The 12132-nt window shown below is 38.9% G+C and carries 11 protein-coding genes and 1 tRNA gene; 9 read left to right on the plus strand and 3 right to left on the minus strand.

What is annotated here, in order from left to right; translation table 11 throughout:
* Positions 1–122 precede the first annotated feature (122 nt).
* Positions 123–584, plus strand: coding sequence for a CBS domain-containing protein (locus Q2U82_RS04410; protein WP_410006500.1), 462 nt, complete (start codon positions 123–125; stop codon positions 582–584).
* Here the strand turns inward: Q2U82_RS04410 and Q2U82_RS04415 are convergent, their stop codons facing one another.
* Positions 585–1166 (minus strand): TMEM175 family protein, encoded by a 582-nt coding sequence (locus tag Q2U82_RS04415; RefSeq protein WP_410006501.1) that lies wholly within the window; start codon positions 1164–1166, stop codon positions 585–587.
* Between the two features lie 249 nt (positions 1167–1415).
* Between Q2U82_RS04415 and Q2U82_RS04420 the strand changes: the two genes are divergently transcribed.
* The 8 genes from Q2U82_RS04420 to Q2U82_RS04455 all read left to right on the plus strand — a co-directional run bounded on the left by Q2U82_RS04420 (position 1416) and on the right by Q2U82_RS04455 (position 8995).
* The gene (locus Q2U82_RS04420; RefSeq protein ID WP_410006502.1) at positions 1416–1751 is read left to right on the plus strand and encodes a single-stranded DNA-binding protein; all 336 of its coding nucleotides are present in this window, start codon (positions 1416–1418) and stop codon (positions 1749–1751) included.
* 69 nt (positions 1752–1820) lie between these two features.
* Entirely contained in the window at positions 1821–3899 is a 2079-nt protein-coding gene (gene recQ / locus Q2U82_RS04425) for a DNA helicase RecQ (protein WP_410006503.1), read from the plus strand.
* 742 nt (positions 3900–4641) lie between these two features.
* A complete protein-coding gene (locus tag Q2U82_RS04430; protein WP_410006504.1) occupies positions 4642–5226 on the plus strand; it encodes a tetratricopeptide repeat protein in 585 nt (194 codons plus the stop codon).
* 61 nt (positions 5227–5287) lie between these two features.
* A tRNA-Tyr gene (locus Q2U82_RS04435) sits at positions 5288–5369 on the plus strand.
* Complete coding sequence (locus Q2U82_RS04440) at positions 5338–5466, plus strand: hypothetical protein (protein WP_410006505.1); 129 nt, start codon at positions 5338–5340, stop codon at positions 5464–5466. Before Q2U82_RS04435 ends, Q2U82_RS04440 begins: the two co-directional genes overlap by 32 nt.
* Before the next feature lie 794 nt (positions 5467–6260).
* On the plus strand, positions 6261–7361 hold the full coding sequence (locus Q2U82_RS04445; RefSeq protein ID WP_410006506.1) for a slipin family protein: 1101 nt from the start codon (positions 6261–6263) through the stop codon (positions 7359–7361).
* Between the two features lie 161 nt (positions 7362–7522).
* Positions 7523–8764: a peptidase U32 family protein gene (locus Q2U82_RS04450; RefSeq protein ID WP_410006507.1), complete on the plus strand. Its 1242-nt coding sequence runs from the start codon at positions 7523–7525 to the stop codon at positions 8762–8764.
* Positions 8765–8995 (plus strand): ferredoxin, encoded by a 231-nt coding sequence (locus Q2U82_RS04455; protein ID WP_410006508.1) that lies wholly within the window; start codon positions 8765–8767, stop codon positions 8993–8995. It abuts the gene before it with no gap.
* Here Q2U82_RS04455 and Q2U82_RS04460 read toward each other — a convergent pair.
* Positions 8992–9894, minus strand: a complete 903-nt coding sequence (locus Q2U82_RS04460) for a DMT family transporter (protein ID WP_410006509.1) — start codon at positions 9892–9894, stop codon at positions 8992–8994. The two genes, Q2U82_RS04455 and Q2U82_RS04460, sit on opposite strands and share 4 nt — an antisense overlap.
* A gap of 90 nt (positions 9895–9984) precedes the next feature.
* A complete protein-coding gene (locus tag Q2U82_RS04465) occupies positions 9985–12123 on the minus strand; it encodes a Tex family protein (protein ID WP_410006510.1) in 2139 nt (712 codons plus the stop codon).
* Between the last annotated feature and the right edge of the window lie 9 nt (positions 12124–12132).

Consider the following 12132-nt stretch of genomic DNA (forward strand, 5'->3'; position numbering starts at 1 on the left):
GGTTGGGGAGTTTAGGTTGTTAAAAATACAATTTTAAATGGAAGAATTTTTTCTAACCAATACTTAGATTTCTGCAGTTTGATAAAATTGACTATCTTAGAAGTTCGCAAAAATTTGATACTATGGGAATTAAAAGTTTTATTGGCAGGAGGGCAAAGCCCCAAAAAGGTTCTTCGGAAAAAATAAAGGTTTCCGATTATATGACTCGTAACCTAACTACTTTCAGGCCTGAACAGTCTATTTTGGAAGTAATGGAAGTCCTTTTGAAGAAAAGGATTTCAGGCGGTCCGGTGGTTAACGACAAAAATGAATTAGTCGGAATTATCTCCGAAGGCGATTGTATGAAACAGCTCAGCGATTCACGCTATCACAATCACCCTATGGAAGATGTAAAAGTAGAGCAGCATATGATCAAAAACGTAGATACCATTGACGGAGATATGAACGTGCTGGATGCAGCCAATAAATTTTTGGAATCAAAACACCGTCGTTTCCCAATTTTGGAGAACGGCAAGTTAGCCGGGCAAATAAGTCAAAGTGATGTATTACGGGCTGCAATGGAATTGAAAGGACAATCTTGGTAATTACTTTTTTTCTTTAAAAATAATTTCTATTCTTTTATCGGGTATCAACCACATTAAAGCCACTAAAATATAGAGTGCTCCAGCAATCCAAGGGCTGTAAAAGGAAGCAATAATTGCAACGATATAAATTATTGGCGAGGCTTTTCCTTTTAAATCTTTTCCCAATGCTTTTGCTAGCAATGAATCTTTTCCCTGTACAGCCAAAATTCTATTCTGTAAAATAAAATAAGCAATGGCGGCCATTAAAAGCACTACTCCGTATAAAGCCATTGGCAGTTCGGCAAAATGATTTTCTCCCAGCCAACCAGTAACAAAAGGAATCAGTGATAACCAAAACAACAAATGAAGGTTTGCCCAAAGAATGCCACCATTCACTTTTTGCACTGCGTGCATCATATGGTGGTGGTTGTTCCAATAAATTCCTACATAAATAAAGCTAAGAATATAACTCAAAAATACGGGCAATACAGGTTCCAGTTCTTTTAAATCTGTTCCGTGTGGCACCTTTAATTCCAAAACCATAATTGTAATTATAATGGCGAGCACACCATCGCTAAAAGCCTCTAACCTGTTACTATTCATATGGGGTTATTAAATATTGTTCATTTCAAAAATTGAAATTACGGAAAATTTATTTACTTCTGCAAATTGATAGATTATTACAATCATTTGATATTGATACACATATTCGTTTACAAACGCTTACAAACAACTATAAACGAAAGTAAATATGTAACAACCAACTAAAATTTGGTAGCCGCTGTAAGTTTGTCCTGTCGAATAAAATAAAGTTCGATAGTATCAATTGTTTAACATTAAATTTTAGAAATCATGAACGCACTTAGAAACAAAGTACAGTTGATTGGAAGATTGGGTCAAGATCCAGAAATCGTAACATTTGCCGATGGCAACAAAATGGCCAAATTCTCAATGGCTACAGATGACAGTTACAAAGACAAAGATGGCAAAAAAGTGGAACGCGCTTACTGGCACAATATAGTTGTGAAAGGTGGCTTAGTAAAAGTGGTTGAAAATTATATAACCAAAGGACAAGAAATTGTCATAGAGGGTAAATTAACCAACCGCTCTTGGGATGATAAGGAAGGTAACAAACACTATATCACTGAGATATTTTGCAACGAGCTAGTCATGCTGGGGAGTAAATAAATGACTGGCTAACAAAGCCCCCGCTTCTGGTGGGGGCTTTTTAAATTTTAAAACTTTATTTTTACAAAAATGGAAACAAACACCCAGCTAAGCATATTCGATTTGCTGAAAACGCATTTCGGCTACGAGAAATTTCTTCCAAATCAGAAAGAAATTATAAATAATGTTTTAGATAAAAAAGACACCATTGCCATTATGCCCACCGGCGGCGGTAAATCATTGTGTTTTCAATTGCCCGCTTTGGCTTTGGAAGGTACGACGATAGTAATTTCTCCATTAATTGCTTTAATGAAAGACCAGGTTGATGCCTTAAAAGCTAACGGCGTTCCAGCACAGTTTTTCAATAGTTCACAACCGTATGAGGAACAGCAACAGGTTTTAAAGTATCTACAAAATGGAGATTTGAAGCTTTTGTACGTTGCGCCCGAAAGTCTGCCGCAATTAAACTTTATTCTGAATACAATAAAAATCAGTCTTTTTGCCGTTGACGAAGCGCACTGTATTTCCAGTTGGGGACATGACTTTCGTCCAGCATATACCCAACTCAAAAGCTTAAAAGAACAATTTCCAAATGTTCCGTTGATTGCACTCACCGCAACCGCAGACCGAGCCACTCGGGAAGATATTGCAACACAACTTTCAATTCCCGAAGCCAAAACTTTTATAGCCTCTTTTGATAGACCCAATTTATATTTAGATGTTCGGCCCGGTCAAAACCGCAATAAGCAGATTTTAGATTTTCTGAAACATCATTCCGATGAAAGTGGAATCATCTATTGTTTGAGTAGAAAAAGTACAGAAAAACTAACAGCAACTTTAAAAACCAAAGGTTACAAAGCTGAAGCCTATCACGCTGGCTTGACTTCCGAAGAAAGAAATACGGTTCAAGATAATTTTTTGAACGACCGGACGCCAATAATTGTTGCAACTATCGCTTTTGGAATGGGCATCGATAAAAGCAATGTACGTTGGGTAATCCACTATAATATGCCCAAAAATATTGATGGCTATTATCAGGAAATTGGCCGGAGTGGACGTGATGGCTTACCAGCACATACCATACTTTTTTACAGTTTTGCCGACGTTATTATGCTCAGAAAATTTGCCGAAGGCTCTGAAACAGAAGCCTATCAATTAGCGAAACTCGAACGGATGCAACAATTTGCAGAAGCGCTGAGTTGTAGAAGAAAAGCTTTACTCGGTTATTTTGGGGAACACATAACCGAAGATTGCTGCAATTGCGACATCTGTAAAACTCCTCCCAAATATTTTGACGGAACTTTAATCGCGCAAAAAGTATGTTCTGCCGTTGCACGATTACAAGAACAAGAGGCATTAGGAATGGTTTTGGACGTTCTCCGGGGTTCACAAAATGCACAAGTTTACGACAAAGGATATCAAAAAATTAAAACCTTTGGCGCGGCAAAAGATATTTCGTGGCGCGATTTACAGCAGTATGTTATTCAACTTTTAAATCAAGGCATCTTACAAATCTATTTTCATGAAAACGGACGATTACTGCTAACACCATTAGCTAAAAAAGTTTTGTTTGAAGGAAAAAAAGTGCGATTAGCCAATCTTCTGCAAGAAAAAGAGCAAGTTGCGGTAGAAAAAGTAAAAAGGAAACGTGCCGAACTTTTCGATAAATTGAGAGAACTTCGCTTAAAGTTGGCACAAGAAATAAACAAACCTGCCTTTGTGGTTTTCAGCGACGCAACCTTGGAAGATATGGAACACAAAAAACCGCGAACCCGTGAAGAATTTGCAGAAGTGTCCGGTGTGGGTGACGCGAAACTTGAAAAATATGCAGACGATTTCCTAAAAGTCATCAATCGACATTTGGATGGTTTGGATAGCAATCTTCCAACCCACGAACGCAGTTTTAAAATGTTTGCCGAAGAAAATCTTTCACCGCCCGAAATTGCAGCAAAACGTGGTCTTTCCGAAGATTCCATTTATGGGCATTTCATAAAAATGCATCAATTGGGAAATGATTTCGACTTTTCGCAATTCATTACTTCGGAAGAAATCCAGCAAATCAAAGAAGCACAAAATAAACTTGAAAACCCCGAAGCACTGAAACCATATTTTGAATATTTTGAAAAAAAAATGCCTTATTGGAAGATAAAACTCGGATTGTATTTATAAAATCCATTCGCTAAACATTTGGAAATTAGCCAAAAATTACCGCATATTTGCACCACAATGAAAAACACTAATTTACATAGTGCACCAATAGGACTGATTTGTCAGTCAGAATATCGCAAGATGGTTGATCCATTTTTACGATACGGAGCGTTATGTAATTATTTTTTGAAGTGATTTAACACATATAAAAAGATATTTATAGGCGCTCGACACATCGGGCGCCTTTTTTTATGGATTTTTTTAAAAATTAAATGTATTTGAAAAGCATCTAAGCCAAAATAGCGGTTGAGTAATAAGCAAATGATAAACAGCAAGTTGCAGATTATTCCAAAGTTCGTGAAAGACCGAACAGGAATTTCTATATCTAAATTTTAATATAAATATCTGATTGTCAATAAAATAAATTGAAATTTTATTTGTGTAATTCAAAAATGCATTTAATATTTGCACCGCAGTTTTAGAGAAAGAAACTTCAACTGCAACAATAAAAATAGAAATAATAATAAACAATAATTGAAGCTATGTTTTACCTAACAATTACAAAAGGACAAAACTGGGTAGATGATTCACCAGAGAACCAGCTTCGGAAATTTTATAGTTAGAAAATAACTCTTCTATGAAAATCCGAAGCACGACAAACTGTTTCGGATTTTTTTATGTCAATTTTTGACGTATCCCTTTCCGTTACAGTGGAAAAAAGAATTCAGAATCAATTCTGAAAAACAATTAATAACATACTGTAATGGAGACAAACACACATAATATTTACTTGTTCAAGGCTATCCAAGCTTACCCTTGGGAACTTGAAAAAGCTGTTGAGGCATTAAACTATGCTTTGGCGTACGAACCTGAAAATGTAAAAGCACTTTGCTTAATGGCAAAAGTGTATAGCGAGCAATTGGGTGATAATGAAAAAGCAAAAGCATATTACGAAAGTGCTTTGGCGGCAAGAATGGATATTCCAGAGGTCTATCCAGACTATATAAACTTGCTAATAACCAATGATGACTTTGAAATGGCTCAAAAGTTAATTGACTTTGCCTTAACGGTTAAAGGCATAGACAAAGCCTTGATATACTTAAACCAAGCAAATTTATTTGAAGCGAACATGGAGTTTGATAAGGCAGAAAACATGTTGAAAGATGCTAAGCAATATGCACTAAACAACGGTTTTATGGATTTTATTGATGAGCAGCTCTCTAGAGTTATAAAAAAAAGAGAGATTCAATTTAATAAAAAAGACAAAACAGTTGAAGCCAACAAAAAAGTTGAGAGCGCTGAAAACACTAATAACTGGTTTAAAAACAGATTGAATAATTTGCTCTAAAACAGCATTAAAGAAAGGAGGCAAATACATACCGCTCCAATAAATAACGGAGCGGTTTTAAGGGAGTTCGCCGGAGTTGGAGAGCCGGGGCAGACTGTAAATCTGTTGCATATGCTGAATAGGTTCGAATCCTATCGTTCCCACAATAGTACCGTAGTTCAAAGGCTAGAGCGCCCCACTGTCTATGGGGAAGGTATGGGTTCCCCCGAAGCCTCGGGGCCATCGGTACTGCTGAATTAGTTTCAAGTTAAAGGTTTTTGGAATTTGGATTTTGAAAATTTGGAATTTAAGTTATCAAGCAAGTCTTGTTGCGTGTTTCAGTATAGCACCATTGTATAAACCGTTGCAGAAATGCATTGCGGGTTTATATCCAACTTGATTTGAAGGATTGGTTGTTATCCAAAAAACAATCGTTCTGTAGGTCGTGGGTTCGAATCCCACACTCAATTTCGGTTTGAGGTAGTTCAGCGGATAGAACAACAGGAGTAGCTGTCACCGGTTCGATTCCGGTTCCTAACTCAAAATTAGGATAGCTCAGTTGGTAGAGCACTGCGCTTTTAACGCAGGATGTGGACTCATAATCCACCATTCAGAAAAGAAGGTCAACTTTTAAAAATAGACTACCAGCCTGTCACGCTGTAAAAATTGTGATGAAAAGAGTAAATGGAAAATCGGTTGCCATTTCTTCGGAAATAGCAACAGTCCCAAACGTACTTTGAAATACTGACAAATTTAAAAACAGGAAGCAGTTGCTTTTTGTAATCGGGTTCTTTTGAAATGATTTTTCGCTTTTTTGAATAATCTTTCGGCTGAATCCCTTCACATAAAACCAATTAATTTCCCTTTAAATTCCCAGTATTTCCGTGCCGGAAGGATGATTTTCCTTTACTGTTTTCTTTAATGAAAAATAGATGCGTTTCAGAAAACGCCCAAAATAACCTTACCCAAAAGCAGCACCGGTAGCTTGAAAAGTAAGTGGACATGCCTTGACGGGCGCTGTCAAATTAATGTTGAATTTTTAAAATGTAGAAATCATGAAAAGAGTAAGAATCAATGCCGGAAACGTAGGTTTGGTTTTTAAAAATGGCGATTACCATGGCGTAATCACCCAAGGAATCCACTGGTTGGGTTTTGGCAAAACGGTGCTGCAATACAGCATGGCGGTTGCTTTTAACACGCCAAAGGAATTGGAGCTTTTGTTAAAAGACGAAAACTTGAAAGCAATGCTTCACATAATTGAGGTGAAGGATAATGAATTGGTTTTGGTTTTCAAAAACGGGCGTTTTAGCCAAGTTTTGAAATCTGGCAGATACGCTTTTTGGAAAGGTTTGATGGAGTACGAATTCACAACTGTGGATTTGAGCAAAATCTACATCACCGAGAAAATTGATAAAGCACTTTTCAGCAATGCTGAATTGAGCAAATACATCAGGGTTTTTGAGGTGGCAGCTTTTGAAAAGGCCGTATTTATTGTAGATGATGTATATGTGAAAACTTTGGAGAGCGGTACCTACCGTTTCTGGAGAAACGACACAACCATCAAAATTGCAAAAGTAGATTTGCGCCAATTGCAACTTGAGGTTGCCGGACAGGAATTGTTGACCAAAGACAAAGCCGCAATCCGTATTAACTTTGATACCCAGTACAAAGTAATTGATATTGAGAAAGCGTTGCTGGAAAACAAGGATTTTGAAAAGCAATTGTACGTTGCATTGCAGCTCGCGCTGCGTGCCTACGTGGGAACATATACACTTGATGAGCTTTTGGAAAACAAAGCGCAAATTGCGAAAGTTGTATTTGAAGACACAAAGACAGCCGCAACTAAGTTAGGTGTAGCAGTGTTGAACTGCGGTATCCGTGATGTAATTTTGACCGGTGAAATGAAGGATATTATGAACCAAGTATTGGTGGCGCAAAAGAAAGCGCAAGCCAACGTAATTACCAGGCGTGAAGAAACAGCTTCAACCAGAAGCTTGTTGAACACTGCCAAATTGATGGAAGAAAACGAAATGCTTTACAAGCTGAAGGAAATGGAATTTGTGGAAAACATCGCCGATAAAATTGGCGAAATCACAGTTTCCGGAAACGGAGGTATGGTAAAGCAGTTAAAGGAAATATTTGCCGCTGGCAAATAGCCTACTATTATGGGTCGTCAAGAAAGGGCGGCCCTTTTTTGTTATTATTTTTAGATTTTTTAAACGCTCTCTTTTAATAAATCAATCAAAAAGCTAACAATTATCATATTTTAAAGAGTGGAGATGCCCGACTTTTGTGGCAATTTTCAATTTTTAAGCAAATGACTTCCTCCGGAAAAATAGAATTGATGGCTCCGGCTGGCAATTTTGAATCGTTACAGGCCGCGTTGGACAATGGCGCGGATTCTGTTTATTTTGGCGTTGAACAGTTGAATATGCGGGCGCGGGCGAGTATCAACTTCACCATTGCCGATCTGCCCGAGATTGCCAAACGTTGCAAAAAGAAAGGCGTCCGCACCTATCTTACGCTTAACACCATCATTTACGACCACGATCTGTCACTGATAAAAACCCTTTTGGATGCCGCCAAAGTCGCGGGATTGACTGCCGTTATCGCGATGGACCAAGCCGTGATTGCCTATGCCCGGCAAATTGAGATGGAAATTCACATTTCAACCCAAATAAATATCACCAATATTGAAACGGTAAAATTCTATTCGCTGTTCGCCGATACTATGGTGATGAGCCGCGAGTTGAGCCTTCGGCAAATAAAAAAAATAACCGAACAGATAGAGAAAGAACAGGTTAAAGGCCCATCGGGAAATCTGGTGGAAGTGGAAATTTTTGGCCACGGCGCGCTTTGTATGGCCGTTTCGGGAAAGTGTTATTTGAGTCTGCATTCGCACAATTCCTCTGCAAACCGGGGAGCCTGCAAGCAGAATTGTCGAAAAAAATACACGGTAATCGATCAGGAAACGGGCTTTGAGATTGAATTGGACAACGAATATATGATGTCGCCCAAAGACCTTTGTACCGTAAATTTTCTGGATGAAGTGATTGAAACGGGCGTAAAAGTCCTCAAAATTGAAGGTCGTGGCCGCGCCCCGGAATATGTGGCGACCGTAACCAAAACCTATCGCGAAGCCATTGATTCGTATTACGACGGAAGCTATTCCGAAGAAAAAGTGGAACAATGGATGGCCGAATTGGAAAAAGTATATAACCGCGGATTTTGGGGCGGCTATTATCTAGGCCAAAAGCTGGGCGAATGGAGCAATACCGATGGCTCGCAGGCCACGCAGAAAAAGGTTTACATTGGCAAGGGCGTACACTATTTCCCGAAAACCAAAATCGCCGAATTCAAAATTGAAGCCTTCGATTTAAACTTGGGCGACAAAGTTTTAGTTACCGGGCCAACTACCGGCGCCAAAGAGTTTGAGCTTTCGGAAATGCTCGTGAACGACCAAGAAATTTCCACCGCCAAAAAAGGCGATTCCTGCACCATCCCAACGCCCTTTAGAGTACGCCCATCGGATAAACTGTATAAAATAGTAGCTTCCTAAATGGTCGTGGTAACCCTGCAACGGAACAAGTGCATCGGCTGCAATTACTGCGTGGAGCTGGCTCCGGCCTATTTCAGAATGTCTAAAAAGGACGGTAAATCAGTTCTACTGCATTCCGAGGAAAAACAAGGATTTTTCACCTTAAAAATTGCGGACAACGCCCAATTTGAAACTTGCGAACTCGCCGCAAAAGCGTGTCCGGTAAAAATTATTTCAACTAAATTGATCTAGTCATTTGAAATAATTTCAGCCGCTTCTCCCTCTTTGCCAATAATCGGGATTTTCTTAGAATAGAAAGTTACCCTTATTCCGAATAAAAGAATAATTCCCCCAACAATCATTTGCAGGGTTACTTCTTCATTTATAAACATCCACGCAAAGATTGTGGTCAAGACCGCTTGCCCCAGCAAACTTACCGAAACCCGCGTTGCGCGCATGTGTTTGGTGGCATAGCCCAAGAGCAACCAAGCCGCCAATTGGCAGACCAACCCTTGAATTATCAACGAAATCCAGCCCATTTCCCCAAAACCCGTAAACGGTTCGTTCATAAAATAACTAAGTATTCCCAGAAAAACCGCAGAGGTCAAAGTGCTGAGCGTAATAAAAGGCAGCACCTCAATGTCGTAAAGCACAAACTTACTTACCAGCATATAAATGGCATAAAACACACCGGAAAGAATTGCGAAAACAAAGGCGAGATTGAAGTCTAAATTCACAAAAAAATGGAAACCAACTAAGGTTATCATCCCAAAAATCGCGATGACCGTTCCAATCCAAAAGTTTCGCGTAGGTTTATTCTTTAAAAAGAAAAACGCACCAATACCCACCCAAACCGGGGAAAGGTTGGTAAGTAACGTGGCCTGCGTAGCCGTGGATTCCTGGATGGAAATGTTCCAGACCGCTACGTCAAGGGCGAATATAGCGCCACACAGCATAGTGAGGAAAAGCAATTTTACCGAAGGAATTTTGAACTTTTCCGATAAAAAAGTAAACGGAACCAGCACCGCCGCGGCAATTGCCATCCTGTAAAATGCCGAAACGATGGCGGGCGACAACTTGAGTTTCACCAAAATGGGGAAAATGGAAATACAAATAATTCCAATGACAAGGGCAATTCTGGGCTTTGTCATAACACTGAAATTGGAGGGATTATAATAAAAGCTGCAAAATTAGTCTTTAAAAACCAATGATTAATGATTTAGGTCAATATTAAAGATTAATTAACGTGTATCCAGTTGGTGAAGTTTTAGTTGAATGCGTTTTCTTTCCACATCCACATCAAGCACTTTTACAACAATTTGTTGATGCAAATGAACGTGCTCGTTTACATCCTTCACAAAAGAATCTGAAAGATTTGAAACGTGAATCAAGCCACTTTCTTTTATTCCAATATCAACAAAACAGCCGAAATTGGTGATATTATTGACGATTCCGGGAAGCAATTGCCCTTCCTGCAAATCGGTTATATTTTTAATATTTTGGTTAAAAGTGAACACTTTCGCTGCTTCACGAATGTCCAATCCAGGTTTTTCCAATTCATTTAAAATATCTTTCAAAGTTGGAAGACCTATTTTTTCTGAAATGTATTTTTCTAGATTTATTTTTTGAAGCAATGCTTTGTTTCCAATCAATTCTGAAACTTTTACCTTTTCATCTTTGGCTATTTTTGAAACTACTGAGTAGCTTTCAGGATGCACCGAAGAATCATCCAATGGATTTTCACCATTTTTAACTCTAAGAAAACCGGCGGCCTGTTCAAAAGCTTTTCCGCCCAAACGCGGTACATTCTTTATTTCTTCCCTTGATGAAAATGGGCCATTTTCTTCGCGATAATTCACCAGATTTTCAGCCAATCTTGGACCGATTCCCGAAACATAACTCAACAGCGGAACGCTTGCAGTATTTATATTTACACCAACGGAATTCACACACAATTCCACAGAATTATCGAGCGAGCTTTTCAATTTTGTTTGATCCACATCGTGCTGATATTGCCCAACGCCGATGGATTTTGCATCAATCTTCACCAATTCCGCCAACGGATCCTGCAAACGGCGACCAATCGAAACCGCGCCGCGAACCGTAACATCGTAATTCGGGAATTCATCGCGCGCGATTTTTGAAGCCGAATAAATGGATGCCCCAGCCTCGCTCACCACAAAAACCTGCATTGGGTTTTTAAACTGAATTCTTTTTATAAATTGTTCCGTTTCCCGCGAAGCAGTGCCGTTGCCAATGGCGATTGCTTCAATTTTATGTGCATCCGCAAGTGAACTTATTTTTTTCATCGCGGTTGAAGTGTCATTTTTTGGCGCGTGCGGAAAGATGGTTTCGTTGTGATGCAAATTTCCTTGTGCGTCAAGACATACAATCTTACAGCCACTTCTAAAACCTGGGTCGATTGCCAAAACGCGCTTTTCACCCAAAGGTGAACCAAGCAAGAGTTGTTTTAGATTTTTTGCAAAAACATTGATTGCACTTTCATCTGCTTTTTCTTTTGCTGCGGTTAACGTTTCGTTTGAAAGTGCCGGAAACAATAGACGTTTATAACTATCCTCAATAGCGAGTTTTATTAGTTTTGAGGCAGCATCATTTGATTTTATGATGCGTTCTTCAATTTTATACAGAGCTTTTTCGTCATCTATTTCTATTTTTTGGCGAATAAATCCTTCGGAAGTCGCTCGAAGAATCGCCAATAATCTATGGGAAGGAATTCGGTTTAAAGGTTCATTCCAGTCAAAATAATCTCGGAATTTTTGGGCTTTTTCGTCATCTTCAAACTTCTTTACCACTTTGGTGGAAATGGTTGCGAAACGTTCCAATTGGTTTCGGAGCATATTTCGAATATCGGTGCGTTCGTTTATCCATTCGGCAATAATATGGCGGGCGCCTTCTAAAGCTTCTTCTTCGGAAGTTATTTCGCCTTTTACATATTTCAATGCAATTGAAGAAACATCAGTAGCGTTTTGGCTCATTATAATTTTCGCCAAGGGTTCCAAACCGTTTTCGCGAGCGGTATCTGCTTTGGTTTTGCGCTTCTTTTTGTAAGGCAAATACAAATCTTCCAAAGCGATTAAATCTGTGGTTTCCTCAATTTTTTTCTGAAGTTCCGCAGATAAAACTTCCTGCTCTTCCAAAGATTTTAGGATTGCGATTTTTCGCTTTTCCAACGCTTCAAACTGTTCTTTGAATTTTACAATTTCGCCAATTTGCACCTCATCGAGATTGCCTGTCAGTTCCTTTCGGTATCGGGAAATGAAGGGAATGGTGCAGTCTTCATTTAAAAGTTTTACGGTGTTCTCAACACTTTTTTGGGGAATCTGGGTTTGGGAGGTTATGTATTTTAGAAGATTGATCATTTATAGAGA

Source organism: Aequorivita nionensis (genome assembly GCF_046352995.1).
In the GTDB taxonomy this organism is placed as follows: Bacteria; Bacteroidota; Bacteroidia; order Flavobacteriales; family Flavobacteriaceae; genus Aequorivita; species Aequorivita nionensis.

Coding starts and splice junctions, on each gene's coding strand:
- Q2U82_RS04415 (WP_410006501.1), bottom strand. CDS start 1,166: ATGAATAGTAACAGGTTAGAGGCTTTTAGCGATGGTGTGCTCGCCATT.
- Q2U82_RS04450 (WP_410006507.1), top strand. CDS start 7,523: ATGACTTCCTCCGGAAAAATAGAATTGATGGCTCCGGCTGGCAATTTT.
- Q2U82_RS04445 (WP_410006506.1), top strand. CDS start 6,261: ATGAAAAGAGTAAGAATCAATGCCGGAAACGTAGGTTTGGTTTTTAAA.
- Q2U82_RS04440 (WP_410006505.1), top strand. CDS start 5,338: ATGCTGAATAGGTTCGAATCCTATCGTTCCCACAATAGTACCGTAGTT.
- Q2U82_RS04465 (WP_410006510.1), bottom strand. CDS start 12,123: ATGATCAATCTTCTAAAATACATAACCTCCCAAACCCAGATTCCCCAA.
- Q2U82_RS04455 (WP_410006508.1), top strand. CDS start 8,765: ATGGTCGTGGTAACCCTGCAACGGAACAAGTGCATCGGCTGCAATTAC.
- Q2U82_RS04430 (WP_410006504.1), top strand. CDS start 4,642: ATGGAGACAAACACACATAATATTTACTTGTTCAAGGCTATCCAAGCT.
- Q2U82_RS04420 (WP_410006502.1), top strand. CDS start 1,416: ATGAACGCACTTAGAAACAAAGTACAGTTGATTGGAAGATTGGGTCAA.
- recQ (WP_410006503.1), top strand. CDS start 1,821: ATGGAAACAAACACCCAGCTAAGCATATTCGATTTGCTGAAAACGCAT.
- Q2U82_RS04410 (WP_410006500.1), top strand. CDS start 123: ATGGGAATTAAAAGTTTTATTGGCAGGAGGGCAAAGCCCCAAAAAGGT.
- Q2U82_RS04460 (WP_410006509.1), bottom strand. CDS start 9,894: ATGACAAAGCCCAGAATTGCCCTTGTCATTGGAATTATTTGTATTTCC.